Source organism: Lysobacter fragariae (assembly GCF_054779775.1).
Map to the genome: position 1 here is coordinate 113383 of NZ_BAAGXP010000012.1, position 25062 is coordinate 138444.

General features: G+C 66.9%; 29 protein-coding genes. 20 read left to right on the forward strand and 9 right to left on the reverse strand.

The window, feature by feature from the left end:
* Positions 1 to 10: 10 nt before the first annotated feature.
* The 7 genes from ACYVD7_RS12535 (at position 11) to ACYVD7_RS12565 (ending at position 7189) form a co-directional block, all read left to right on the forward strand.
* Complete coding sequence (locus ACYVD7_RS12535; RefSeq protein WP_460763724.1) at positions 11 to 283, forward strand: DUF4242 domain-containing protein; 273 nt, start codon at positions 11 to 13, stop codon at positions 281 to 283.
* A 123-nt stretch (positions 284 to 406) separates the two neighbouring features.
* On the forward strand, positions 407 to 3880 hold the full coding sequence (gene mfd / locus ACYVD7_RS12540) for a transcription-repair coupling factor (RefSeq protein ID WP_460763727.1): 3474 nt from the start codon (positions 407 to 409) through the stop codon (positions 3878 to 3880).
* A 92-nt stretch (positions 3881 to 3972) separates the two neighbouring features.
* Complete coding sequence (locus ACYVD7_RS12545) at positions 3973 to 4497, forward strand: phosphoglycerate mutase family protein (RefSeq protein ID WP_460763729.1); 525 nt, start codon at positions 3973 to 3975, stop codon at positions 4495 to 4497.
* Positions 4498 to 4510: 13 nt separating this feature from the next.
* Positions 4511 to 5185, forward strand: a complete 675-nt coding sequence (gene nfi, locus ACYVD7_RS12550) for a deoxyribonuclease V (protein ID WP_460763731.1) — start codon at positions 4511 to 4513, stop codon at positions 5183 to 5185.
* A gap of 119 nt (positions 5186 to 5304) precedes the next feature.
* Positions 5305 to 5667, forward strand: coding sequence for a hypothetical protein (locus ACYVD7_RS12555; RefSeq protein ID WP_460763734.1), 363 nt, complete (start codon positions 5305 to 5307; stop codon positions 5665 to 5667).
* A 34-nt stretch (positions 5668 to 5701) separates the two neighbouring features.
* Positions 5702 to 6562 carry a pirin family protein gene (locus tag ACYVD7_RS12560; protein ID WP_460763737.1) on the forward strand — a complete coding sequence of 287 codons (861 nt, stop codon included), beginning with the start codon at positions 5702 to 5704 and terminating at the stop codon, positions 6560 to 6562.
* 183 nt (positions 6563 to 6745) lie between these two features.
* Positions 6746 to 7189 (forward strand): hypothetical protein, encoded by a 444-nt coding sequence (locus tag ACYVD7_RS12565; RefSeq protein WP_460763739.1) that lies wholly within the window; start codon positions 6746 to 6748, stop codon positions 7187 to 7189.
* A 133-nt stretch (positions 7190 to 7322) separates the two neighbouring features.
* On the opposite strand, the gene ACYVD7_RS12570 is transcribed toward ACYVD7_RS12565, so the two are convergent.
* The 3 genes from ACYVD7_RS12570 to ACYVD7_RS12580 are packed head-to-tail and all read right to left on the reverse strand — an operon-like array spanning position 7323 to position 10658.
* Positions 7323 to 7922, reverse strand: coding sequence for a class I SAM-dependent methyltransferase (locus ACYVD7_RS12570; protein WP_460763742.1), 600 nt, complete (start codon positions 7920 to 7922; stop codon positions 7323 to 7325).
* Between the two features lie 22 nt (positions 7923 to 7944).
* On the reverse strand, positions 7945 to 10089 hold the full coding sequence (gene rlmKL, locus ACYVD7_RS12575) for a bifunctional 23S rRNA (guanine(2069)-N(7))-methyltransferase RlmK/23S rRNA (guanine(2445)-N(2))-methyltransferase RlmL (protein ID WP_460763744.1): 2145 nt from the start codon (positions 10087 to 10089) through the stop codon (positions 7945 to 7947).
* A complete protein-coding gene (locus tag ACYVD7_RS12580) occupies positions 10086 to 10658 on the reverse strand; it encodes a hypothetical protein (RefSeq protein WP_460763747.1) in 573 nt (190 codons plus the stop codon). Before ACYVD7_RS12580 ends, rlmKL begins: the two co-directional genes overlap by 4 nt.
* 23 nt (positions 10659 to 10681) lie before the next feature.
* Here ACYVD7_RS12580 and ACYVD7_RS12585 point away from each other — a divergent pair, with 23 nt between their 5' ends.
* The 6 genes from ACYVD7_RS12585 to ACYVD7_RS12610 all read left to right on the forward strand — a co-directional run bounded on the left by ACYVD7_RS12585 (position 10682) and on the right by ACYVD7_RS12610 (position 15395).
* Positions 10682 to 11254, forward strand: a complete 573-nt coding sequence (locus ACYVD7_RS12585) for an N-acetylmuramoyl-L-alanine amidase (protein WP_460763749.1) — start codon at positions 10682 to 10684, stop codon at positions 11252 to 11254.
* A gap of 243 nt (positions 11255 to 11497) precedes the next feature.
* Positions 11498 to 12376: an acyl-CoA thioesterase II gene (gene tesB, locus ACYVD7_RS12590; RefSeq protein WP_460763752.1), complete on the forward strand. Its 879-nt coding sequence runs from the start codon at positions 11498 to 11500 to the stop codon at positions 12374 to 12376.
* A gap of 3 nt (positions 12377 to 12379) precedes the next feature.
* Positions 12380 to 13213 carry a hypothetical protein gene (locus ACYVD7_RS12595; protein WP_460763754.1) on the forward strand — a complete coding sequence of 278 codons (834 nt, stop codon included), beginning with the start codon at positions 12380 to 12382 and terminating at the stop codon, positions 13211 to 13213.
* 255 nt (positions 13214 to 13468) lie between these two features.
* Positions 13469 to 14200, forward strand: coding sequence for an arginyltransferase (locus ACYVD7_RS12600; RefSeq protein ID WP_460763757.1), 732 nt, complete (start codon positions 13469 to 13471; stop codon positions 14198 to 14200).
* Between the two features lie 173 nt (positions 14201 to 14373).
* Complete coding sequence (locus tag ACYVD7_RS12605) at positions 14374 to 14718, forward strand: hypothetical protein (RefSeq protein ID WP_460763759.1); 345 nt, start codon at positions 14374 to 14376, stop codon at positions 14716 to 14718.
* A gap of 344 nt (positions 14719 to 15062) precedes the next feature.
* Positions 15063 to 15395, forward strand: a complete 333-nt coding sequence (locus ACYVD7_RS12610; RefSeq protein ID WP_460763762.1) for a YegP family protein — start codon at positions 15063 to 15065, stop codon at positions 15393 to 15395.
* Positions 15396 to 15466: 71 nt separating this feature from the next.
* Here ACYVD7_RS12610 and ACYVD7_RS12615 read toward each other — a convergent pair whose 3' ends face one another.
* Positions 15467 to 15865, reverse strand: a complete 399-nt coding sequence (locus tag ACYVD7_RS12615) for a hypothetical protein (RefSeq protein WP_460763764.1) — start codon at positions 15863 to 15865, stop codon at positions 15467 to 15469.
* 9 nt (positions 15866 to 15874) lie between these two features.
* On the reverse strand, positions 15875 to 17074 hold the full coding sequence (purT, locus tag ACYVD7_RS12620) for a formate-dependent phosphoribosylglycinamide formyltransferase (protein WP_460763766.1): 1200 nt from the start codon (positions 17072 to 17074) through the stop codon (positions 15875 to 15877).
* 192 nt (positions 17075 to 17266) lie between these two features.
* Between purT and ACYVD7_RS12625 the strand changes: the two genes are divergently transcribed.
* The 7 genes from ACYVD7_RS12625 to ACYVD7_RS12655 all read left to right on the forward strand — a co-directional run bounded on the left by ACYVD7_RS12625 (position 17267) and on the right by ACYVD7_RS12655 (position 22147).
* The gene (locus ACYVD7_RS12625; RefSeq protein ID WP_460763769.1) at positions 17267 to 18193 is read left to right on the forward strand and encodes a hypothetical protein; all 927 of its coding nucleotides are present in this window, start codon (positions 17267 to 17269) and stop codon (positions 18191 to 18193) included.
* A 554-nt stretch (positions 18194 to 18747) separates the two neighbouring features.
* On the forward strand, positions 18748 to 19611 hold the full coding sequence (locus ACYVD7_RS12630; RefSeq protein ID WP_460763771.1) for an SPFH domain-containing protein: 864 nt from the start codon (positions 18748 to 18750) through the stop codon (positions 19609 to 19611).
* 112 nt (positions 19612 to 19723) lie between these two features.
* Entirely contained in the window at positions 19724 to 19912 is a 189-nt protein-coding gene (locus ACYVD7_RS12635; RefSeq protein ID WP_460763774.1) for a type II toxin-antitoxin system antitoxin, read from the forward strand.
* Entirely contained in the window at positions 19909 to 20439 is a 531-nt protein-coding gene (locus ACYVD7_RS12640; protein WP_460763777.1) for a PH domain-containing protein, read from the forward strand. Before ACYVD7_RS12635 ends, ACYVD7_RS12640 begins: the two co-directional genes overlap by 4 nt.
* Positions 20440 to 20469: 30 nt before the next feature.
* Positions 20470 to 20652, forward strand: coding sequence for a hypothetical protein (locus ACYVD7_RS12645; protein ID WP_460763780.1), 183 nt, complete (start codon positions 20470 to 20472; stop codon positions 20650 to 20652).
* A gap of 141 nt (positions 20653 to 20793) precedes the next feature.
* On the forward strand, positions 20794 to 21597 hold the full coding sequence (locus ACYVD7_RS12650) for a M15 family metallopeptidase (RefSeq protein ID WP_460763782.1): 804 nt from the start codon (positions 20794 to 20796) through the stop codon (positions 21595 to 21597).
* A gap of 238 nt (positions 21598 to 21835) precedes the next feature.
* On the forward strand, positions 21836 to 22147 hold the full coding sequence (locus ACYVD7_RS12655; protein ID WP_460763785.1) for a hypothetical protein: 312 nt from the start codon (positions 21836 to 21838) through the stop codon (positions 22145 to 22147).
* A gap of 24 nt (positions 22148 to 22171) precedes the next feature.
* Here the strand turns inward: ACYVD7_RS12655 and ACYVD7_RS12660 are convergent, their stop codons facing one another.
* The 4 genes from ACYVD7_RS12660 to ACYVD7_RS12675 form a co-directional block, all read right to left on the reverse strand.
* Entirely contained in the window at positions 22172 to 22846 is a 675-nt protein-coding gene (locus ACYVD7_RS12660; RefSeq protein ID WP_460763787.1) for a DNA-3-methyladenine glycosylase family protein, read from the reverse strand.
* A 2-nt stretch (positions 22847 to 22848) separates the two neighbouring features.
* Entirely contained in the window at positions 22849 to 23217 is a 369-nt protein-coding gene (locus ACYVD7_RS12665; protein WP_460763790.1) for a DUF423 domain-containing protein, read from the reverse strand.
* 241 nt (positions 23218 to 23458) lie between these two features.
* Positions 23459 to 24529: an SRPBCC family protein gene (locus tag ACYVD7_RS12670; protein WP_460763792.1), complete on the reverse strand. Its 1071-nt coding sequence runs from the start codon at positions 24527 to 24529 to the stop codon at positions 23459 to 23461.
* Positions 24530 to 24915: 386 nt separating this feature from the next.
* Positions 24916 to 25059: a transcriptional regulator gene (locus ACYVD7_RS12675; protein ID WP_460763795.1), complete on the reverse strand. Its 144-nt coding sequence runs from the start codon at positions 25057 to 25059 to the stop codon at positions 24916 to 24918.
* Between the last annotated feature and the right edge of the window lie 3 nt (positions 25060 to 25062).

Consider the following 25062-nt stretch of genomic DNA (forward strand, 5'->3'; position numbering starts at 1 on the left):
AGGATTGGCAATGCCCCGCTTTGTCATCGAACGCGACCTGCCGGGTGCAGGCAACCTGAGTCCAGCCGAACTGCGCGGCGTCTCGCAGAAGTCCTGCTCGGTCCTGGGCAGCATGGGACCGCAGATCCAGTGGAACCACAGCTACGTCACCGCCGACAAGATCTATTGCGTCTACATCGCGCAAACCGAAGAACAGGTGCGCGAACACGCGCGCCAGGGCGGGTTCCCGGCCAACCGGATCTCGCTGGTGACCAGCGTGATCGACCCGACCACGGCCGAATAGCCGCACTTTTGACGGGTTCCAACCCCTTCGGCACAGGCTGGGCCGGTAACGCACGCTAGACTTGCTGTCCCTTGCGCTGGGCGTCCGACGACGCTCGGCGCTGTCGTTGTTTTGCGTGCCCGAATGAACGAATCCGCCAACCCGACCTTCCCCACACCGCCCCTGCCCCGCGCCGGCCAGCACCGCACGTGGTGGCGCCTGCCTGCCTCGCCGTCGGCGCTCGCCTTCCACATCGCTGCGGCGGCGTCGGCGCATTCGGGTCCGCTCCTGGCCATTGCCCGCGACAACCACGGCGCCAACCAGCTCGAATCCGATCTGCGCACGCTGCTCGCCGGCAATCCCGCGGTACCGGTGGTGAACTTCCCCGACTGGGAAACCCTGCCGTACGACCAGTTCAGCCCGCACCCGGACATCGTCTCGCAACGACTGTCCGCGCTGCACCGGTTGCCGACAATGAAACGCGGAATCGTCGTGGTGCCGGTACAGACGCTGCTGCAGCGACTGGCGCCGCTGAAGCATGTGGTGGGCGGCAGCTTCGACGTGCGGGTCGGCCAGCGCCTGGACCTTGATGCCGAGAAGCGCCGACTCGAAAGCGCCGGCTACCGCCACGTGCCGCAGGTGCTGGACCCCGGCGATTTCGCCGTGCGCGGCGGCCTGCTGGACGTGTATCCGATGGGCGCCGACTCACCGTTCCGCGTGGAGCTGCTCGACGACGAAATCGACACCATCCGCGCGTTCGATCCCGAGTCGCAGCGTTCGCTCGACAAGATCGACGCCGTGCACCTGCTGCCCGGCCGCGAGGTGCCGCTGGACGACGCCGCGCTCAAACATGCATTGGACGCGTTGCGCGACCGCTTTGATGTCGACACCCGTCGCAGCGCGCTCTATCACGACCTCAAGAGCGGCCTGGCGCCGGCGGGCATCGAATACTACCTGCCGCTGTTCTTCAACGAGACGTCGACGCTGTTCGACTATCTGGATGCGAACGTGTTGCCGGTGCTCGGCGATGGCGCGCAGGAAGCAGCCGATCTGTTCTGGAAGCAGACCGCCGATCGCTACGAGCAGCGTCGTCATGATCTTGAACGTCCGCTGTTGCCGCCGACCGAGCTGTACCTGTCTCCCGACACGCTGCGCGAGCAGCTCAACAAGGGCAACCGCATCGAAGTCTGCGGTGACGCGAATCCGCAACGCGAACGCGCCACGGCGCTGGGCGAACTGCCCGCACCTTCGCTGCCCGTGGCAGCGAAGGATGCGCAGCCGGCCGAAGCGTTGAAGTCGTTCCTGCGAACGTACCCGGGCCGCGTGCTGGTGGCTGCGGATTCTCCCGGTCGCCGCGAGGCGCTGCTGGAACTGCTGCAGGCAGCGGAATTGCGACCAGTCACACTGACGGACTGGCACGAGTTCGCAACGGGCAACGAGCGCTTCGCGATCGCCGTGGCGCCGCTGGAAGACGGCTTCGCGCTGAGTGCGCCGGCACTGGCGATCCTCACCGAACGCCAACTCTTCCCGGAACGCGCCGCGCAACCGCGCCGTCGCAAACGCGCAGGCCGCGAACCCGAAGCGATCATCCGCGACCTGGGCGAACTCACCGAAGGCGCGCCGATCGTCCACGAAGACCACGGCGTCGGCCGTTACCGCGGCCTGATCACGCTCGAGGCCGGCGGCATGCCCGGCGAGTACCTCGAGATCGAATACGCCAAGGGCGACCGGCTGTACGTGCCGGTCGCGCAGCTGCACCTGATCAGCCGCTACTCCGGCGCGTCCGCTGAAACCGCGCCACTGCACTCGCTCGGTGGCGAAGCGTGGACCAAGGCCAAGCGCAAGGCGGCGGAGAAAGTCCGCGACGTCGCTGCAGAATTGCTGGAAATCCAGGCCAAGCGGCAAGCGCGCGCAGGCCTCGCGCTCGACCTCGACCGCGTGATGTACGAGCCGTTCGCCGCCGCATTCCCGTTCGAGGAAACGCCGGACCAGCACGCTGCGATCGAGGCGGTGATCCGTGACCTCGCCAGCTCGCAGCCGATGGACCGCGTGGTCTGCGGCGATGTCGGCTTCGGCAAGACCGAGGTCGCCGTGCGTGCGGCCTTCGTCGCCGCCGCCGCAGGCAAGCAGGTTGCGGTGCTGGTGCCGACGACCCTGCTGGCCGAGCAGCACTACCGCAATTTCCGCGACCGCTTCGCCGACTGGCCGATCAAAGTCGAGGTGCTGTCGCGCTTCAAGAGCAAGAAAGAAATCGAGGCGGAGCTCGCCAAGGTCTCCGAAGGCAAGATCGACGTGATCGTCGGCACCCATCGCCTGCTGCAGGGCGACGTGCGCTTCAAGGACCTGGGCCTGGTGATCGTCGACGAGGAACAGCGCTTCGGCGTGCGCCAGAAGGAAGCACTGAAGGCCCTGCGGGCCAACGTGCACCTGGTGACGCTCACTGCGACACCCATTCCACGCACGCTCAACATGGCGATGGCGGGCCTGCGCGATCTCTCGATCATCGCCACGCCGCCCGCGCATCGACTGGCCGTGCAGACCTTCGTGGTGCCATGGGACGACGCACAGCTGCGCGAAGCGTTCCAGCGCGAACTCGCCCGCGGCGGCCAGGTCTACTTCCTCAACAACGACGTGGAACAGATGGAGCGCATGCGCAGGCAGCTGGAGGAACTCGTTCCCGAAGCCCGCATCGGCATCGCCCACGGCCAGATGCCCGAGCGCGAGCTGGAGCGGGTGATGCTCGACTTCCACAAGCAGCGCTTCAACGTGCTACTGGCCTCGACGATCATCGAATCGGGCATCGATATTCCCAACGCCAATACGATCATCATCCATCGCGCCGACCGCTTCGGCCTGGCGCAGCTGCACCAGCTGCGCGGCCGTGTCGGGCGTTCGCACCATCGTGCCTACGCGTACCTCGTCGTGCCCGACCAGCGCTCGATCACTGCCGACGCGAAGAAGCGCCTGGATGCGATCGCGGCGATGGACGAGCTCGGCGCCGGCTTCACGCTCGCCACCCACGACCTGGAAATCCGCGGTGCCGGCGAACTGCTGGGCGAAGACCAGAGCGGACAGATGGCGGAAGTCGGCTTCAGTCTCTACACCGAACTACTGGAACGCGCGGTGCGTTCGATCAAACGCGGCGAACTGCCCGATGTCGACGGCACGCACGCACGCGGCGCGGAAGTCGAACTGCACGTGCCCGCGCTCATCCCCGAGGACTACCTGCCCGACGTGCACACGCGCCTCACGCTGTACAAGCGCATCAGCGGTGCGCGCGACGCGGAAGAGCTGCGCGAATTGCAGGTGGAGATGGTGGACCGCTTCGGCCTGCTTCCGGATGCGGCGAAGCACCTGTTCGCCATCGCCGAACTCAAGCAGCGCTCCACGGCGCTGGGAATCCGCAAGCTCGACCTGGGCGACAAGGGCGGACGCCTGCAGTTCATCGAGCGTCCGTCGGTGGACCCGATGGCCGTGATCCGATTGATCCAGGGGCAGCCCAAGCTCTACCAGATGGACGGACCGGACAAGCTGCGGGTGAAGCTGGAACTGCCCGATGCGGCGTCCCGGCTGTCCGCTGCGCGCGGATTGCTGACGATGCTGGATCGTGCTGCCTGATCGTGTCCCCCGATGTCGTGCCACTCAATCGAACGATTCAGCAGCGTGGCGCCGGATCGTGTGAATCACCACGAATGACCAGAGGAAAAGCGATGCGTCGACCAGTCAGCCGGGCAATCATGATTGCGTCAGTGGTGCTCGCGATGGCGCTGGCGGCCTGCACCTCCAACCCGCCGCGGGCAACGGCGACTACCTTCGTACTGGTGCGTCACGCAGAGAAAGCCAGCGACGCCAGCAAGGATCCGCCGCTCAGTCCGCAAGGTGAGGCCCGTGCCCACGCGCTGGCCACGTTGCTTCAGGACAGGCCTCTGGCCGCCGTGTACGCCACTGCCTATCAGCGCACGCAACTGACTGCGCGCCCCGCAGCAGCATCGCAGGGCCTCGCCGTCACCACCTACGACGCCAACCGAACTGCCGCGGAATTCGCGGCAACACTGCAGCGCGATCATGCCGGGACGAATGTCCTGGTCGTTGGCCACAGCAATACCGTGCCCGACATCGCGGCCGCGCTGTGCCGATGCAGCGTCGCGCCGATCGCGGACGGCGAGTTCGACCGCATCCTCACCGTGCGCATCGGATCGGACGGCACCACCACGCTGGCGCAGGACCACTATTGATGGATGCGCCTTGATGGATACGTCCTTCATCCCTCCCTGGGACGGCGAGGTAGCGCCCCTGCGCGAGCTGCAGGAACAGTTGGCCGGACACGTGCGACTGAAGGATGAATTCAGCAAACCGTTGCGCACCGTCGCCGGCTTCGACGTGGGCTTCGAGGACGATGGCGCCACCACCCGTGCGGCGGCCGTACTGATCGATGCAGCCACTCTGGAGACGCTGGAATCGCACGTCGTGCGCATGCCGACGCGGATGCCGTACATCCCCGGCCTGCTCAGCTTTCGTGAGTTGCCTGCATTGCTGGACGCGCTGGCGTTGCTGTCTATCCGACCGGACATCGCCCTGATCGATGGCCAGGGCATCGCGCATCCGCGCAGGCTGGGCATCGCCGCGCACTTTGGCGTCGCCACGGACTTGCCGACGATTGGCGTCGCGAAGAAGGTGCTCGTGGGAACCACCTCGACAGCGCTGCACGAGATGCGCGGTGCGTTCACGACGCTGCGCGACGGCCGCGAACAGATCGGCTGGCTGTTGCGGAGCAAGCCCGGTTGCCTGCCGCTGGTCGTGTCGCCCGGTCATCGCGTAGCCATGGCCTCCGCGCCGGAACTGGTGATGCGTTGGGTCACGACCTATCGCCTTCCCGAACCCACGCGCCTGGCGGACCGGATCGCTTCACGGCGCGACGAGTAGGACTTCGCTGAGCTAACGTGTACGGCGTCGAGCCCCCCCAGGCGCACGACATCGCTGGCATGACATCTCCGGAATGCGCGTTGCGCTAGGCTGCGCCTTCCGGATCCAAAGGAGTCGCCATGTCCCGCCTGCTCGCATTCGCCGCGCTTGCTCTTGCCTCCGGTTGCGCCAGCGGCGGCGGCATCACGCCTGGCAGTGAGTTCACCATGACGGTGGGCGCGCAGGTGACACTGCCCGACGCCGCTACGCTGCGTTACACCGGGATCGCCAACGATTCGCGCTGCCCGCCTGACGTGCAGTGCATCCGCGCCGGCGACGCCGACGTGCTGTTCGCCTTCACGCCGCACGGTGGTGCCGGTATCCGCATCACGCTCAACACCGAACGCACGCTCTCGGCGCAGGTCGGTGGGTGGCAACTGCAACTGGTCTCGCTGGTGCCGGGCGGGTCCCCCCGCGCCACCGTTCGCATCGATCCGCATTGAGCACATCGGGAGACATCACCATGAGCATCGTGCCATGACCATCGTGATCGCACCCCGCATCCACGACCTGGGCGGCTTCCAGGTGCGTCGTGCCGTTCCGTCGCTGCAGGCGCGCTCGATCGGGCCATTCGTCTTCGTGGATCACATGGGTCCGGCCATGTTCGAAGCCGGACGTGGCGTGGATGTCCGCCCACATCCGCACATCGGGTTGGCGACAGTGACCTACCTGTGGTCCGGTGCGATGACGCATCGCGATTCGCTCGGCAGCACGCAGGATATCCAGCCAGGCGACGTCAACTGGATGACGGCGGGTAGTGGCATCGCCCATTCGGAGCGGACGCCGCCTGCATTTCGCGAAAATCGGCACCCGTTGCATGGTTTGCAGACGTGGGTCGCACTGCCGCGCAGCCATGAAGAGACGGCACCGGCGTTCCACCATCACGCCGCGGCGTCGATACCACAGCAACATCGCGACGGCACATGGCTGCGCATCGTCGCTGGACGTTCGTTCGGCGAGGAATCGCCGGTAGCGGTGTTCAGCGACACGCTGTACGTGGCGATGGACCTGCAGGCCGGCGGCGAAGTAGCGATAGACGACAACCACGCCGAACGCGCGCTCTACATCCTCGAAGGACGTGCGCAACTGGACGGCGCGGACATCCCCGAACAGCACCTGGTGGTACTGGATCCGGGCACCCGGCCGCGCCTGCGGGCACTGACCCCGATCAAGGCGATGCTGCTGGGCGGCGAGCCGCTGGATGGCCCGCGCCACCTGTGGTGGAACTTCGTTTCCTCGTCCCGGGAACGGATCGAACAGGCGAAAAGCGACTGGCAGAACGGGCGATTTGGCGCAGTGCCCGGGGAGACCGAATTCATACCCCTTCCGGAAAAATGAACGGAGCGCTCGCAACTGATTGATTTTTAAGGAGTTTGTTTCTTTGGAAACCGTTTCAAACGAGACTTTTCAAAAAAGTGTGATGTACGTCGTTGACGATTTGTCAAGTACCTGTTTGGGCGTTATGTTCGGTACCGAGTCGGATCCTTTCACCGGCTCTTCACATCCGAACAGGGGAACCCCATGAACAAGCCACTTTGGATGTTGCCACTGCTTCTGCCGATCGCGGGCCTCGCTTCGGCCCAGAGCGCAGGCACCTCCTGCCCGTACCTCTCCGCAGACACTGGCCTGACCTGGGAGCACCGCGTCGCCGCGGGAGCGGACTTCTGCCGCGCCCTCCGCGCAGACGGGACGGAAGCCTTCGGGCTGAACATCTCCAAGGAGAACCCGTTCAAGCCGAAGAACGCCAATCGCGCCGAGCGCAGCACCATGGATGGAAAGGACGTGGTCTGGTACCGCGCCGAAATCGCCGGCACCAAGCTCAAGGCACGCGAGACGCTGATGCAGACGCCCGATGGCCGCGTCGCCCATATCTGGGTTCAGGCCAAGACCGATGAAGAATTGACGCAGTCGCTGCAGCAGACGCAGTCCCTGCGCTTCGAGGGCGAGCGGCTCAGCAGCAACTGACATCACCGCTCGAGCAATATGACGCCGGCGCCGAAATGCGCCGGCGTTCTTGTTTGTGTTGTCGGCCATCGCGCGTGGCCGACCAAGGATGTCCACCGGATCGCCACTGGAATCGCGAGCAGCGGGAACCAGCTCAGGCTGCGGGAAGCACCTTGCGCGAGTAAACATAGACGGTCGCTGGCGGCACGTTGCGCAGGACGAACTCGCCGCGATGCACCTTCAATCCCAGCTCACGCACCACGCTGTCGGAGACCGGCGCTGACGGCCCGTAGGTGAACTGCACCAGCACGCCGCCTTCGCGCAGGCATTCGAACGCCGCTCCGATGATGTCGCGCTGCAGGGACGGAGGCATGGTCAGCAAGCCCAGCCCGGACACGATCGCATCCGCAGGACCTTCGTCCATGTAACCGGTTTCGTGCGCGAGCAGCGCCAGCGAGCGCGCATCACCGAGCACGACGTGCACGCCAGGAAAACGCGTGTGCAGGTGGGCGTGGAGCTCCTCGTTGAGTTCCAGCACCAGCAGGCGATCGGCGCGGATGCCGGCAGCGAGCAGTTCGCGCGTAATCGCGCCGGTGCCGCCACCGAGTTCGATCACCCGCTGCGTGCCGTCAGGCAGTTCGGAGATCATTGCGGCCGCCAGCTCGGCACTGGAGGGCGCGACGGCTGCCGTACGCAGTGGGTTCTTGAGCCACTGCAGGAAAAAAGTAAACGCGCCAGGCTTGGGTCGCTTCATGCGGAATTGTTCTCGGTCCTGCTCACGAACGGGTCAGCCGCCAGCAGCGATGGATGCGGGCATCACGCTCGAAATCGGGCGGGATGGTGTCCGCGCTGATTTCCACGCAACGTGCGAACTGCGATACCGCGGCCTCGTCCAGGCGGAAGCGGCGGAAGTTGTTGGAAAAGTACAGCACGCCCTCGCGCGACAACCGTGCCACGGCCGTGCGCAGGAGGTCCACGTGTGCGGCCTGAACGTCGAAATCGTCGGCGCGCTTGGAATTGGAGAACGTCGGTGGGTCGCAGAAGATCAGGTCGTACTCGCCTTCGTCGTGCTCCAGCCACTCCATCGCGTCGGCCTGCACGAGCCGGTGCCGTGCGCCGCCGATGCCGTTTTCCTTCAGGTTGTCCGCGCACCATTGCAGGTACGTGGCGGAGAGATCGACGGTGGTGGTGGAGCGTGCGTTGCCTAGTGCTGCGTGCACGGTGGCCGCGCCTGTGTAGGCGAACAGGTTGAGGAAGCGCGCGTCGTGCGCCTCGTCGGCAACGCGCAGTCGCATCGGGCGATGGTCGAGGAACAGGCCGGTGTCGAGGTAATCGAACAGGTTCACGCGCAGGCGCGCCCTGCCCTCGCGCACGACAACGAATTCACCGCGCGTATCGAACTGGCCGTACTTGCTGCCACCCTTGCCGCGGGCACGCGTCTTCAGTGCGATCTGCTCGCGCGGCACGGCAAAAACGTCTCGTGCGGCCGCAAGGGCCTCGTTGAGCCGGCGACGCTGCACGTCCAGCGGAATCTCGGCCGGCGCGGCGTATTCCTGCGCGTGCAGGAAGGTGCGCGGCGTCGCCTCGTCGGTTATGTAGACATCGATGGCGACGGCGTATTCGGGGAGGTCGGCGTCATAGGCGCGGTAGCACTGCACGCCTTCGCGCTCACGCCAGGACTTCAACTTGCGCAGGTTCTTGCGCAGCCGGTTGGCGACCATCTGCGCGCCTTCGGACAGCGTCTGTTGCTGTTCGCTGCGTTCACGCTGCGGCGGCGCAACCGGATCAATGACGATCAGGCTGCATTCGATCGCGCCATTGAACAGCTGGTACTTCTTCGCCGCGCGCAGTCCAGTGGCGTAGGCAAGCTCGGCATCGCCGCACAACAGGCTGGCGCGCCAACCGGGCACCGCGCGCTTGAGCACATCGCCCAGCCCGCGATACAGCGCCGGATCCGCGGCCAGGCGCGCGTCGTAGGGCGGATTGCAGGCAACCAGGCCGCGTTCGGCGTGCTCCGGCCAGACATCGGTGAGCGCCCGCACGTCCGCGACTTTCCACTCGATCGCATCGTCGACGCCCGCCGACAGCGCATTTTCCCGCGCCGCGCGGATCGCGTGCGGATCGATGTCGCTGCCTCGGAACACGGGGCGCAATGCCACGCGGCCGACACCTTCGCGGCGACGCGCTTCTTCGCACAGGCTGTTCCAGTGCGCGACATCGAAGCCGCGCCACTGCGTCGGCAGGAAGCCGCCGTGCCGCAACAGGCCCGGCGCAACATCGGCCGCCATCAACGCCGCTTCGATCACCAGCGTGCCGCTACCGCACATCGGGTCCAGCAGCGCGCCTTCCTCATACAGCTTGGGCCAACCACCGCGCATCAATACGGCTGCGGCCAGGTTTTCCTTCAGCGGCGCATCGCCCTGCGTGCGTCGCCAGCCGCGACGATGCATCGGTCCGCCGCCCAGGTCGATGGAAACGACCGCGCGTCCCTTGCGCACCACCAGGTTGAGGCGCAGGTCCGGATCCTCGACGTCCACGTCGGGGCGCGCGCCGGTCTGCGCACGCATGACGTCGACTACGGCGTCCTTGACCCGTTGCGCGGCGTAACGCGCATGCGTGATGGCATCGCCGGAAACATGCGCGTCGACGGCCAGCGTGTCACCTGGGGCGAGGTGTTCGGTCCATGGCAGGGCGCTTACGCCTTCGTACAGCGCACGATCGTCGGGGCAGTCGAACTCGGACAACGGCCACAGCACGCGACTGGCCAGGCGCGACCACAACACCGCGCGCTGCGCATCGGCGAGCGAACCTTCCACGTTGACGCCGGCCATGGTGGCCGTGGCGCGCGCGCAGCCAAGCGCGAGCAGCTCCTCGGCGAGCAGGTATTCCAGGCCCTTGCCGCAACTGGCGAAAAATTTCACAGCGATTCCAGCAGTTGGGCGAAGGCGGACGCACTGCCTGCGACGTGCGCCGACAGGCGATGGGAATCGTCGACCAGCAACAGGCGGGCGCGGCGCGCCTGCGCCCACTCCACCACCTGCGCGGCGGGAATGAGTTCGTCATCCCAGCCGTGGACGATGCTGGTCGGCACGCGTGCGGCATCGATGGGATGCGCGGCGTCCAGTGCGATGGGCGGCGCCATCAGGAACAGGCCCACGACCGGCACGTCCAGTGAGACATGCCCGGCGATCCACGCACCGAGGCTGGAGCCGGCAAGCACCAGCGGACCACGCGTGGCGGCCGCACGAGCGATTGCAAGCAGTCGCTGCACGCGCGCGGGAACATCGCCCAGCGCGCTGACGTCGCGGCGGGCATCCAGGTCGGTGAAGTCGGGGCGTTCGTGCGTCCAGCCCAACTGCTCGGCGACCTCCGCCAGGGCCGTGACCTTGGTTGCATCAGGGCCGCTTTCGAAGCCGTGGCAGAGGATGCAATGGCCGCGGAGGCGGCTTCCGGCAGGGCGGGATGGAGCGTCGTGGGCGGGTGAAGACATCGGTGAATGCTAGCATCCGGGCCATGTTGCCCGACCTTCCGCCGCTGCCCGTCACGGTCGATCCGCTGCCCTACGAGGCCCAGCTGGATGCGCGTCCGCTGTCCCAGATCGACCTGGTAGTGATCCACTGCACCGAGCTCCCGGACATGGCACTGGCGCGCGAATACGGCGAGCGCGTGCTGTACGGATCGGGCACGGGCAACAGCGGCCACTACTACATCGACCGCGATGGCACCGTCTTCCAGTACGTGTCGCCCCAGCGGATCGCCCACCACGTGCGTGGCTACAACGCGCGCTCGGTCGGGATCGAACTGGTGAACACCGGCCGCTACCCGCACTGGCGCGATTCGCAGCACCAGGCGATGTCGGAGCCGTATACCGACGCGCAGATCGCGGCGCTGCTGGCGCTGTTGGCGCAGCTGAAGGCGCAGCTGCCCGCGCTCCAGCTCATCGCCGGGCACGAGGACCTGGACACCGAGCAGGAAACCGCCATCGACGACCCGACGGTGCTGGTCCCGCGCAAGCGCGATCCCGGCCCGCAGTTCCCCTGGCCGCGCGTGCTGGACGCCGTGCGGCTGCAACGGCTGCTGCCGTAGGGCGGGTCTCGACCCGCCTTGCCGCTGCCGCGATTCAAGCAGCGGGTCTTGCCGCGATTCCACGAGGCGGGTCAAGACCCGCCCTACTGCGTCAACCCCATTCAACAACGTCATCCGCTAGCACAGCGATCGAGCATGTGGTCAGGCGCTTCGCCAGACTGGCCGCATCACGCAGCAGGGTCAGGGATTCGGCCTCGTATAATCCGCACCCTCGCTCCACTCCAGAACAGGCCAGGCCGCCCCATGACCTCCCCCGTCTCCGAGCTCATCGAACTGCTCTCGCTCGAACGCCTGGAGGACAACCTGTTCCGCGGCCAGAGCCGCGACATCGGCACCAAGTACGTGTTCGGCGGACAGGTGCTCGGGCAGGCTCTGTCGGCTGCGCAGGCGACGCTGGAGGAGCCGCGCGCCGCGCATTCGATCCATGCGTACTTCCTGAAGGCCGGCAACATCGAATCGCCGATCATCTACGACGTCGACCGCACCCGCGATGGCGGCACCTTCTCGGTGCGCCGCGTCACCGCGATCCAGCACGGGCAACCGATCTTCGTGTTCGCGTCCTCGTTCCAGAAGGAAGAGAGCGGCGCCGAGCACCAGCTGTCCATGCCCGAAGTGCCCAAGCCCGAGGACCTGGAACCCGCGGCCGCGCTGGCGCCGGAGGTGCTGGCCTCGCTGCCGACCAAGGTGCAGCGCTGGGTATCGCGGCAGGGGCCGTTCGAGATCCGCCACGTCTACCCGCGCGATGAACTCAACCCGCCCAAGCGTCCGCCCTTCCAGCAGGTGTGGTTCCGCCTGACCGAGCCGGTCGGCGACGCGCCGGAACTGCATCGCGCGCTGTTGGCGTACGCCTCCGACTTCCATCTGCTGGGCACCGCGACGTTTCCGCACGGGATCAGCTACTACCAGCCGAACGTGCAGATGGCCTCGCTCGATCACGCGATGTGGTTCCACCGTCCCTTCCGCACCGACGACTGGCTGCTGTATTCCATCGACAGCCCCAGCGCGCAGCACGGCCGCGGCCTGGCGCGCGGCATGATCTACGACCGCCACGGCCATCTCGTCGCCAGCACGGCGCAGGAAGGCCTGATCCGCGTCGTGACGAACACAGCGAAGGGCGGCTGACCGATGCGCCAGGTTTTCAGCAGTCCGCGCCTCGAGAACGTGGAAGCCGTCGCGCAGATGCTGCGCGATGCCGGCATCGAGGTCCGCATCACCGATGGCCGCTCCTACAAGGGCTCGATGCGCTCGCGGTACAGCTACAGCGACCAGGACGTACCCAAGCCGGCCGTGTGGGTGGTGTCGCCCAACGACCAGCTGCAGGCGCGAGAGATCCTGCGCGACCAGGGCTTGCTGGAATCCACGCGGCCGACCGACAGTTTCGTGCCGCTGAGCTTCCGCAATGAGGAAGCCCGTTACACGAAGACGCCGGCGCAGAAGCGGATGTTCCGCATCAAGGTCGGCCTGCTGCTGGCGATGGCCGTGATCTCCGTGCTGACGATGCTGCGCGGTTGTCACTCGACACGACCGGCAGCGGACGCAAAACCGGCTACCGCCCAGCGCGTCGGCGGAACGCCCGATTCGCTGGCGATGGTGGTGTTCGCGAATGAACTCACCACCAAGGCAATGGTGCTGTGCCTGTCGGTGGACGGCGTCGATGCGGATGCGTCGGTGATCGCGGCGATCCAGCGCCCGGCGACCACCGTGGTGCCGGCGTCGGAATGCGTGCGCGACTTCAACCCGGACAAGGGCAGCTACCAGGCGAAGACCGGCAAGCCGGCGCTGATCGCTTCGGTGTACGGGTTCAAGGCGACCGGCAAGGACAGCGGCACGGTGGAGTTCGAATCCTTCCACCACGGCGAGTTCGCCCACTACAAGACGCTGGAAGTGCGGCGCGTGGACGGTGCCTGGCAGGTGACGAAGGTGCTGCGCCACGTGGCGTCGTTCGGGATGTCGGGCTGAGGCTGACGTGTCGCCGGGGGCCGGGGCATCCGTGATGTGCGTGAACGGGGCCTCTGGTGCGGCGGGTAGCTGTTGTGTTGCGGTGAAGCCGTCGACGCTTGCCTTCCCCGGCCGCCCGCGCGGCCTCATTGCCAAGGGCGTTCATGACTCATCGGGGGCGGGGCCGCCCGCGCGGCCTCATTGCCAAGGGCGTTCATGGCTCATCGGGGGCGGGTCACTCGTAAATTGATCGCGGGCGGGCGCTATGCTGGGGCCATGGGCAACGATCCCACGCTCGCCGACGATTTCCGCCTGTTCCAGACGACCGAACACGCCTGCGGCTACTGGCCCGAGCGTGTCGCCCGCGACCTGGTGTTCGATCCGCGCGATCCGCGCATGGGACAGTGGTATCCGCTGGCGCTGGAATGGGGGTTCCGCCGTTCCGGCGACATCGTCTATCGCCCGCACTGCAACAACTGTCGCGCCTGCGTGGCCGTGCGCATTCCGGTCGCGCGCTTCCAGCCCGACCGCAGCCAACGGCGTTGCCTGGCACGCAACCCGCGCGTGGAGATGCGCGTGTGTCCCGCGCAACGCACCGACGAGCAGCTCGAGTTGTACCGGCGCTATCTCGCTGATCGCCACAGCGGCGGCGGCATGGACGGACACGGCGCCATCGAGTTCGACCAGTTCCTCGTCGGCAGCTGGAGCCAGGGGCGCTTCATCGAACTGCGCGAGGACCACCGCCTGCTTGCCGTCGCGGTAACCGACGTCGTCGACAACGCACTGTCGGCGGTCTACACGTTCTACGACCCCGAGTACGCCGATCGCGGACTGGGCACGCTGGCGATCCTCAAGCAGGTCGAATGGGCGCGCAGCAGCGGTCGCTCGCATCTCTACCTGGGTTACTGGATTGGTGGTCATCGCAAGATGGACTACAAGCGGCGCTTCCGGCCGCTGGAAGGATTCAACGGACGCGAGTGGCACGAACTGGATTTCTCCGACGACTGATCGCGGGCTGAAGCGGCACGCGCGCGCCTGATGCCGCCTGGCGGAAGCGGACGTTCGTCGCACCACCGATGCGACGTTCATCACCACGTAACAAATCTGCCTCTTACTGCTGCGTGTCCGGTGGACCGCGCAGGGACGCGCGGCGCCTGCCCCGTCCTCGCGAGTCCCCACCCATGCGCCCTGCCCTGTTTCCCGCGTGCTTCCTCGCCGTCGCGACGCTCTGCATCGCCACCACCGCCTGCTCGCCCGCAGAAAGCAAGAACAGCAACGAAGACGGCGCCAACCTCATCGGCATCGTCCAGTGCGACGACTACCTCAGCAAGGTGCACGCCTGCATCAAGGGCGGCACGCTGCCTGATGTGAAGCGCGCCTTGCTGATCGACGAAACCCGCGAGCTGTTCTCCACCTGGAAGGCGGACGCCGCCAACCCCGAGCACCGCACCACCCTGCCCCAGGCCTGCACCATTACCGCGGACGTGGCGCGGGAAGAACTCGCACCGCTGGGTTGCACGCTGTAGCGGCCGCGCTCAGTGCCGCTGGCATCTTCGCCGGCGACCTCAACGCCGAAGCCGTCATGGCGCGGGCTCCGGCGCGATCGATCTGCTCCTGCTGCATCCGCGGATCGCGGGCTTCGCGCCGCGCAGCACTGGTGTCGTTGTGCGTACACGAGACTCCGCCCTGCCGTGAAAGCGGCGACGTCGTCACGCCTGCCGGTGACGTCGGTCCCAAAGCGGAAAAGTTCCTGCTGGATTACCTGCTTCCGTCACGCGGCCTGAACGTTCGCGATGGTGCTGTGTCGTGGCCGCAGACCTGACGCCCGTTTCCCCGCTGTGCCCAACCTCAACCGATGACAGGAGCACCCATGGCTGGCTGGTTCGAACTGAAGAAGGCAGCAAACGGCCAGTTCCATTTCACGCTCAAGGCAGGCAATGCCGAGACCGTGCTCAGCAGTGAGATGTACACCACCAAGGCCGCCGCGCAGGCGGGAATTGCGTCAGTGCAAGCCAACGCCGCCAATGCGGATCGCTACAACCGCGCCGCGGCGGCGAACGGCAAGTTCTATTTCACGCTGAAGGCCGGCAACCACCAGGTGATCGGCACCAGCCAGATGTATGCATCGGAAGGCTCGCGCGACCAGGGCATTGCCTCGGTCACCAGCAACGGCACGAGCAGCGACATCCGCGACAACAGCTGACCCGTCTCTCCGAGGGACCGCGGGTGCGCCGCCATCAAGGCGTATCCCGCGGGCCCTTTTTTTTGCCCGGATTACGGCTGGGCGGGCGTGGGAGCCGGTGCTGCCGCGGGAGTCGTCCCAGCGGCATCTGCCGGCGCCACTGCTGGCGCGACCGCAGCCGGCGGCGCGGTGGCGGCAACAGGCGCGTCCTTCACGGCAACGCGAGGGTGGAAACCGAAATCCTCGTCGCCATGCGCGGACACGATCATCCGCACCATCTGGCTGGGCACCATCAGCTCGACCTGGACCACCTTGCCGTCGTGCGCCTGTCCGTCCAGCGTCATCTCGATCAGTGCGCCCGCCGTGTCGACTTCGCGACACAACACGTACTCGTTGCCGGCGGTGCCGAGCAGGTAGGGCTTGATCGGCTCGCCGAGTGCTTCCAGCGCCTGCGGGAAGAAGAACACCACATAGCCACGCGAATCGTTCATCGGGTTTCCTCAGCGCAGTTCGATCGTGAGTTGTCCGGCGGCATCGCGCGCGCGCTGGCGCGCCTGCTCGATGTCGCCCGCCAGTGCCAGCGTCACCGCGACGCGACGATGTCCTTCCACGCGCGGCTTGCCGAACAGGCGCAGCTGCGTGTCGACCTGTACCAGCGCCGCATCGACGCCGTCGAACACCGGAACGCCGTGGCCATGCGCCAGCACCGCGCACGACGCCGAAGCGCCCTGCTGGCGGATCACCGGAATGGGCAGGCCGAGGATCGCGCGTGCGTGCAGCGCGAATTCGCTCAGGTCCTGCGAGACCAGCGTCACCAGCCCGGTGTCGTGCGGGCGCGGCGAGACCTCGCTGAACCAGACTTCGTCGCCCTGCACGAACAGCTCGACGCCGAACACGCCCCAACCGCCGAGGTCATCGGTGATCGCCTTCGCGATCTGCTGCGCGCGTTCCAGCGCCTTCGTGGACATGGGCTGCGGCTGCCAGCTTTCGCGGTAGTCGCCGTCGCGCTGCAGGTGGCCGATGGGATCGCAGAAGCTGGTGCCATCGCGATGGCGCACCGTCAGCAGGGTGATTTCGTAATCGAAGTGGATGAAGCCTTCGACGATCACGCGCCCGGCGCCGGCACGGCCGCCGGTCTGCGCGTAGTCCCACGCGGTGTCGATGTCGGCATCGGTGCGCACCAGCGACTGGCCCTTGCCCGACGACGACATCACCGGCTTCACCACGCACGGCAGGCCGATGGCCTTCACCGCCTCGCGATAGTCTTCCAGCGTGTCGACGAAACGGTACGGCGAGGTTGGCAGGCCCAGCGTTTCCGCGGCGAGGCGGCGGATGCCTTCGCGATCCATGGTCAGGCGCGCGGCGCGCGCGGTCGGAATCACATGCGCCGTGTTGCCGGCGGCGGCGAATTCCTCCTCCAGTTCGACCAGCGTCTGGGTGTGGATCGCTTCGATCTCCGGGACGATCAGGTGCGGCTTTTCCTGGGCGACCAGGGCGCGGATCGCGTTGCCGTCGAGCATGTCCAGTACGTGGCTGCGATGCGCGACCTGCATCGCCGGCGCATTGGCGTAGCGGTCGGCGGCGATGACTTCCACGCCGAAGCGCTGCAACTCGATGGCGACTTCCTTGCCCAGTTCGCCCGAACCGAGCAGGAGCACGCGGAAGGCATGCGGGGAAAGTGGCGTACCGAGCATCGTCATGGTGGTTGTGCGGGAGGATCGAAGGGGCCGCTAGTTTAGGGCCTGCCAACGCAGGCCGAGCAGGCCGCGCCGGTCCACGCACGCTAGGCCAGCTGAGGGAGCATCTGTCCATTCGCGACTTTGCGATGACGCGGCGTCGCACGTCCTCGAGTGGCATGGCCCGCAGACAGGACTGCATGCCATGCTTCAGGCATGTCGCGCGCCTCCCTATCGCTGCTGTCCGCCGCCCTGCTCTGCGCGTTCGCCGGTGCGTTCGCCGGTGCGTGCTCACGGCAGGACGTGGACGCGCCCGCCACGAGCGGCGCCGTGCTGTCGGGCGTGATGGTGGATGCGCAGCTGGCGGAGATCAGCGGACTGGCGGCATCGCGCCGGCACAAGGGCGTGCTGTGGATGCACGACGACGGTGGCAATCCCGCGCGCCTGTTCGCGGTGGATGCCAGCGGCAGCCGCCTGGCGACGCTGCGCGTGGAAGGCGTGCCGAAGACCGACTGGGAAGACTTGGCCGCGTTCCGACTGGATGGCCACGACTACCTGCTGCTGGCCGACACCGGCGACAACGGCGGCCTGCGCCACACCCTGCAGCTGCACGTGCTGGAGGAACCGGCGACGCTGGAAAACGCGCGACTCAAGCCCGTCTGGTCGATCACCTTCCGCTGGCCCGACGGGCCGCGCGACTGCGAGGCCGTCGCCGTCGATGCCGCGTTCGGCCAGGTGCTGCTGGTCTCGAAGAAGCGCCAGCCGCCGGAACTGTTCTCGCTGCCGCTGCGGCCGGACAACACGCAAGTGCAGACCGCGCGCCTGGTCACCACACTGTCCGGGATTCCCCAGCCGGGCGCGGCGGAGCTCCGGCGCGACCCACAGGCCCGGGAGCTGCGCCGGATCACCGCCGCCGACCTGTCTCCCGACGGCCGCACCCTGGCGGTGATGACCTATCGCGACCTGCTGCTGTACGGCCGCAAGCCCGGCGAAGGCTGGGCGCAGGCGCTCCTCCGTGCACCGAAGGTGCAGACCCTGCCACTGCTCCCGCAGGCCGAAGCGCTGGGATGGGCGGCGGATGGCAAAAGCCTCTACGCGACCAGCGAATTCGTGCCGGCACCGCTGTACCGGATCACGCCGTAGCGCGGCGGGCGCGGGCGGGCCCGGACCCTTCCCGATCCTCGCCGGACCCTTCCCGATCCTCGCCGGACCCTTCCCGATCCTCGCCGGACCCTTCCCGATCCTCGCCGGACCCTTCCCGATCCTCGCCGGACCCTTCCCGATCCTCGCCGGACCCTTCCCGATCCTCGCCGGACCCTTCCCGATCCTCGCCGGACCTTTCCCGACCTTCGCCGGACCCTTCCCGACCTTCGCCGGACCCTTCTCGACCCTCGCCGGACCCTTCCCGACCTTCGCCGGACCCTTCTCGACCTTCGCCGGACCTTTCTCGACCTTCGCCGGACCCTTCTCGACCTTCGCCGGCCCCTTCTCGCCCCTCGCTGGACCCTCTCGATGCATCGTGGACGCCTTCCGGTGCGTCCTGAACCCCTCCCACTGCATCCCCGGCCCTTCACTTGAGGCGTCCCGGCCGCTGTTCGAACGGGGTTGCGGGTCCAGCCAGACACCGCTCGTCGGCGCATCCATTGACTTGATATCAAATTGATATCAATAATCTTGGCACGTTCAGGAGAACCCTCATGAAAGAGAACCCCATCAGCTCCCTCCCCGGCATCCCCACCCTGCTCAGCCTGCTGGCGGCGGAACTGGTCGCCATCTACCTGTTCGTCAGTGGCATCGCCGACCAGTCGCCGGCTGCGCTCGTGCTGGCCATCGGCATCGCGATCGTGGCTGGCTTCAGCCTGCTCGGCCTGTACATGGTCGAACCCAACCAGGCCGCCGTGCTGAGCCTGTTCGGCAAGTACGTCGGCACGGTCAAGGAGAACGGCCTGCGCTGGAACAACCCCTTCTACTCGAAGAAGAAGGTCAGCCAGCGCGTGCGCAACTTCGAGAGCGGCAAGCTCAAGGTCAACGAACTGGACGGCTCGCCGATCGAGATCGCCGCGGTCATCGTCTGGCAGGTCGTGGACAGCGCCGAGGCCGTCTACAACGTCGACGATTACGAAAGCTTCGTCCACATCCAGACCGAATCGGCGCTGCGCACGATGGCGACGAGCTATCCCTACGACCAGCACGAGGAAGGCCAGATCGCCCTGCGCAGCCATGCCGCCGAGATCAGTCAGCACCTCAAGGACGAACTGGCCGAACGCCTGGCCGACGCCGGCGTGCAGGTGATCGACGCGCGCATCAGCCACCTCGCCTACGCACCTGAAATCGCCCAGGCGATGCTGCAGCGCCAGCAGGCCAACGCGATCATCGCGGCGCGCACGCGGATCGTCGCCGGCGCCGTGGGCATGGTCGAGATGGCACTGGCCGAGCTGCAGAAGAACGGCGTGGTGCACCTGGACGAGGAGCGCAAGGCGCAGATGGTCAGCAACCTGCTGGTGGTGCTGTGCGGCGAGCGCGCCACGCAGCCGATCGTCAACGCCGGCACGCTGTACTGAGGCGCCGGCAATGGACACCACCACCTTCGTTCCCGGCGCCATCATCGTGATCATCCTGATCGCCGTTGCGGCGCGTCGTCGCCGTAACCGCAACCGCGACAGGTAAGCGGCGATGGCGGAGAAGAAGGCCTATCCGCTGCGCATCAACGCCCAGGTGCTGGCGGCCGCCCAGCGCTGGGCGGACGACGAACTGCGCAGCCTCAATGCGCAGATCGAGTACCTACTCCGCGATGCGCTGCGCAAGGCCGGACGGCTCCCGTCCCCGGGCGACACCACTCCACCGGAAGAAGATTCGCCATGAGCGACCGTGAATTCGCCATCCGTGACGCCGACATGCGTTTTGCCTGGGCCCTGTTCGGGTTGGCGGCACTCGGCGTGGCCTGTGGCGCCGCCGTGATGATCGCGCAGCACCAGCAGACGCTGTCCCTGGTGCCTGTCCTGGTCGGCGCGATCGCGCTGGTGGCGGTGATCCTGCCGATCCTGCGCCGTCGCCGCGTGACGCTGGCGGGCGGCAACCTGAAAGTACTCGCGGGAATCAATTCGCGCACCGTCGCCATTGCGGACCTTGACCTGGCGACGGCGCGCATCGTCGACCTGCGCGAACACGACACGCTGCGCCCCTTCATCAAGATCTTCGGCACGCGCCTGCCGGGCCTGTGCCTGGGCCACTTCCGCCTGCGCGATCGCAGCCGTGCGTTCCTGCTCGTCACCGATACATCGAAGGTGCTGGTGCTGGGCGAACGCTCCGGCCGTCGCCTGCTGCTCAGCCTCGCGCAGCCGCAGGCACTGCTGGATGCGCTGCGCGGCGCGGCCGACCCTCGTCACTGATGCGCGCACTCCGCGCGAAGGAGAACGACCATGAAACCGTTCACTACCCTCGCCTGCCTGCTGTTGGCCGCCATCGCCGCATTGCAGCTCACCCGCGCAGTGCTGGGCTGGGAAGTCATCGTCAACGGCGTCACGATCGCGCCGTGGATCAGCTTCATCGCTGCGGGTATCGCCGGTGGACTCGCGCTGATGACGTGGCGCGAACATCGCTAGCCAAGTCGCCGGGACAACCTGCGGAACACGCGCGGATCGCCACGCACCTCGATGCCTGCATGCGGACGACCATCGTTGGCGCCGCTTGTGGCGACGACGCAGCGGCGCGATCCTAGCCGCGTCGATCCTGGAACTCCCGCCATGCGCCCTGCTTCCCGGTTGCTGCTGAACACGCCCGACATCGAGATCTGGCCGGGCAACCTGCTGCGTGCACGCAGCAACGCGGACGCGCGGGCGTTGTCGCGTGCGCGCCACGTGCTGCGCCGCAAGCGCGACGGGCAGTACCTGGCCGCGGACCTGCCCGAAGGCCTGTTGGCGATGGTGCCGCGCCTGCGCCATGAAGCCGGCATCGAACCTGCGCTCGCCGCGCTCGACCAGGTCACCGAACACGCTCGCGCTGGCATCGATGCGATCGGCGAACTGCCATTGGATCGTCTCCACGAGCGCCTGCACGCACTGGGGCTCGATGAGGACGACTATCGCGAACGCACCGGACTGGCGCTGGTGGCCGAGCCGGTCATCCTCACCCACGCCGGCCCGGATCGCTATCGTCGGCCGCTGTGGCTGGTCGCACCGGCCGCGCGCGCCTGGCATTCGATGCAATCGGCGGCCGTGCGCGAAGGCGTCGTGCTGGAGTCGATTTCCGGCTACCGCAGCCACGATTACCAACTGGGCATCTTCGAACGCAAGCTCGCGCGCGGGCAGTCGGTGGAGCAGATCCTCACCGTCAACGCCGCGCCCGGCTTCAGCGAGCACCATTCGGGCCGCGCGCTCGACATCGGCACACTGGACGAACCGCCGGCGGAGGAATCCTTCGAACGCACCCGCGCGTTCGCCTGGCTGCGCGACAACGCGGACGGATATGGCTTCGCGATGAGCTATCCGCGCGACAACCCGCACGGGATCGTCTACGAACCGTGGCATTGGCGGTGGCAAGGTCCGTAACGTAAGGCGGGTCTCGACCCGCCACTGGCGCATGGGCACCTTCGAAGGCGGGTCGAGACCCGCCCTACGCCGCTTACTGGATTGCGCAGCATTGAAGGCGGGCCTGGGCCCACCCTACGCTGACGATGAGTGTCGCAACGGCATGTCGCGCGATCTCAGCTCGCGCTGCCATCTGACGTAGTCGGTGTGGAGACGCGCGTGCAGATCGGTGGCGATCACCGACACGAATGGAGACGCGATGAACCCGGCGATCAAATGGCTGTTGTGGGCACTGGCCCTGCTGGTGATGGTGGGCATCACCGACTTCATCGCCTTCGCAATCGGTGCGAGCACGGCCAATGGCCTGTCGGTGAAGTCCGCGGGCAACATCGTGATCGCGCTGCTGCTCGGCTACCTCGTCGTAGCCGTATCGGTGACGGCGGCGTTCTGGTGGCTGGGACGCGGCGTCGCGGCGGGCCCGCGCACGGTGGGCGTCATCGTGTTCCTGCTAGCGCAGGGATTGGTGTGCGCCTTCATGAGCCTGATGACGCTGCTGGGCTCCAACCGGTGAGCAGCGCGCGGCGATTGCCACCGGCTACTCCTGCGAGCGCTTGACCGGCTCCTTCGCCTTCGTCGCCGAGTCGGCGATGCGCCACAGGTACAGGCTGGCGTAGGTCCGGTACGGCCCCCAACGCTCGCCGCGCTCGGCCAGCTCCTTCGGCTTGAGCATCTCGTCGAGCTTGTCGACGACCTGCGCGCCCTTGCGAACACCCAGGTCGTCCACGGGCAGTACATCGGGGCGGCCGAGGCGGAACATCAGCATCATCTCGACTGTCCAGCGACCGATGCCGCGGATGGGCGTGAGCGCATCGATGATCGCGTCGTTGTCCATCGTCGACATGCGGCGCAGGTCGGGGATTTCACCGCGCGATTCGCGCATCGCCAGGTCGCGCAGGGCCAACGCCTTGTTACCCGACACGCCGCAGCCGCGCAGGCTGGCGTCATCGATGCGCGCCAGCGTGTCGCAGTGGAAGCGGTCGCTGTCGATGGCGGTTTCCACGCGGCCGACTATCGTCGATGCGGCCTTGCCGCTCAGCTGCTGGTACAGGATGGCGCGCGCCAGCGCATCGACCGGATCGAAGCGCTTCCGCCAGCGCGGATCGGGCTCGATCGCGCCGAGTTTCTTCATCCACGTGCCGAGCTTGCGATCGCACTTGCTCAGGTGCGCGAAGGCGGCATCGGTATCGAAACCACGACTGTGTCGGGGCATGGCTATCGCCTCAGGGCGTCGGCTGCGTACACGAGCCAGGACAGGATCATGAGCCCGCCGCCAGACGGCGTGAGGCCAAGCGAGAAGCCGGCGAAATGCCGGAACACGATGCCCCCGGAAAACAGCAGCGTGCCCAACAGCAACCCGCCCAGGGCGACTATCGCCAATCGCCGCGACGCCTGTGGCGCCAGCGCGCACAGGGCGATGCCGTGGGCCAGGCCGAGCGCAGCGGCGACATACAGCGAGGCCTGCGCCGCATCGTGCGCGGCATGCGCCGCATACGCGGACAGCGCAACGGACGATCCGGCCAGCAAAGCGCCCATCGCAGCGAGGCAGCGCGACGGAGCGGAAATTTCAGGGTTGCGAGGCATGCCGCAACGATAGCCGCGCTGCGTCGCGCTTTGTAGTGCCGGGCTTGCTCGGCACGCTTTGGGTTGGAGCATGGCGGTGCCGAGCACGCTCGCAGGCTTTTGGATTGGGCTACATGGCGGCGCCGAGCGGCACTACAAGATTGGCCAAATGCAAAGCACGCACAACAAAAACGCCGCGCGGGTGCGCGGCGTTCTGTTGGAAGCGATGCGGGGCTCGGATCGACCCCGGACCTGATCCGGATTACTTCACCGCCCAGACCACTTCATAAGTGCCGTCCTGGCCGGTGAAGCCGGCATCGACGCCACCCGTCCAGTTCTCGTACGCACGCTCGACGGTTTCATAGCCACGGACCATCGACCAGGCGCGCAGCGCGTCACGCACGTTGCTCAGGTTGGACATGTGACCCTTGAACGGCACCATCGCGATCTTGCTCGGCTCGTTGTAGAGCAGCTCGACGTTGTTGGTCAGGGCCAGGCCTTCCAGCTTGCCGGTGGTGCCGGCCTTGCGGACTTGCTGGGCCACGTCGAACGAGTAGATGTCCGTGCCCTGCTCGTTGGTGATGATGCGGATCGGACCGACGGCCTCCAGGCCATTGGCGGCGATGTTCTTCTTGATCCACTCGATGTTGGTCTTGATCTGGCCCTGGACCACCACGTCGCGTGCATCGACCGCGGCATTGAGCACCAGCAGGTTCTCGGCCGGACGGTCGGCCAGGCGCGGCGCCATCGACGGATCGTCCTTGCCCAGCAGGTTGTATTCCTTGTTGGGAATGGTGGCGAGCATGTTGGTCAAGCGGCCGAGGCCAGCCTTCATGCGCTCGCCGATGTTGCTGGCGACGTACAGGCCCGAGTAACGACCGATCAGGTTCCAGCCGTAATCGACGTCATAGGTCTGGGTGATCTGGATGTTGCGACCGTTCTTGCCGGTCGGCTTGAAGGTGAACTCCGAACGCTTGTTTTCGCCGCGATCGACGTCCTGGATCGCGTAGGCGATGCGCTGGGCCGGTTCGCTGGCGGTGATCTTCCAGTTGCCCTGGCCGAGCGCCTTCTCCTTGGAGTCCCAGGAAATCTGCGCGCCGACGCCGGATTCGGGACCGGAGATGTTGAGCTTGATGTTGGGATCGCCGGCGACGGCGAGGTTCCAGTCCTTGAAGCGACGCACGCCATTCAAGGTGTCGAAGACGATGTGCATCTTGCGGTTGGTTTCAACCGAGTTCGACAGGTGGCGGCTCGACGGCAGCAGGACGCCCACCAGTACGAACAGCACGGCGACGATCGCCAGGGAAATCAGGATCTCGAGCAGACGGGTCATTCAGGTTCTCCAGGGCCGGCGGTCTCGGCGTGGGCCGGGGGCGCAAGTCGGCAATCGTAACCCAGCAGGGGGCGGCAGGGCATCACCGGACCGGGCGGAAACCCGGGTCCGGGCCGCACCAACCGCCTGCGCCGCCACGAAAACGCAAACCCGATCAAGGTTGCGACGGGAGTGTTCGACCGGAAAAACCAGCCACGCGTAGGGCGGGTCTCGACCCGCCAGCACGGCAAGCGACCACTCCCGCCGCGCAGCTGCACGTCACATGGCCTGGCTTCCGACCTGCCCGGCGGAAAACTGGCGGGTCGAGACCCGCCCTACGGCAGGAAAACGCCTCCCACGCGGCCACGAACGCCCGGCGCACTGCGCCGGGCCGGACATCGCGTGGTTCACACCAGCTGCAGCTCGAAGGCCTTCAGCACCACGCGGGTGCGATCGCGCACGCCCAGCTTGGAGAGGGTGAGTGGCCGCTGCCTGCGCGCCGCTGGCGCGCGCGGCCACGAACGCCCGGCGCACTGCGCCGGGCCGGACATCCT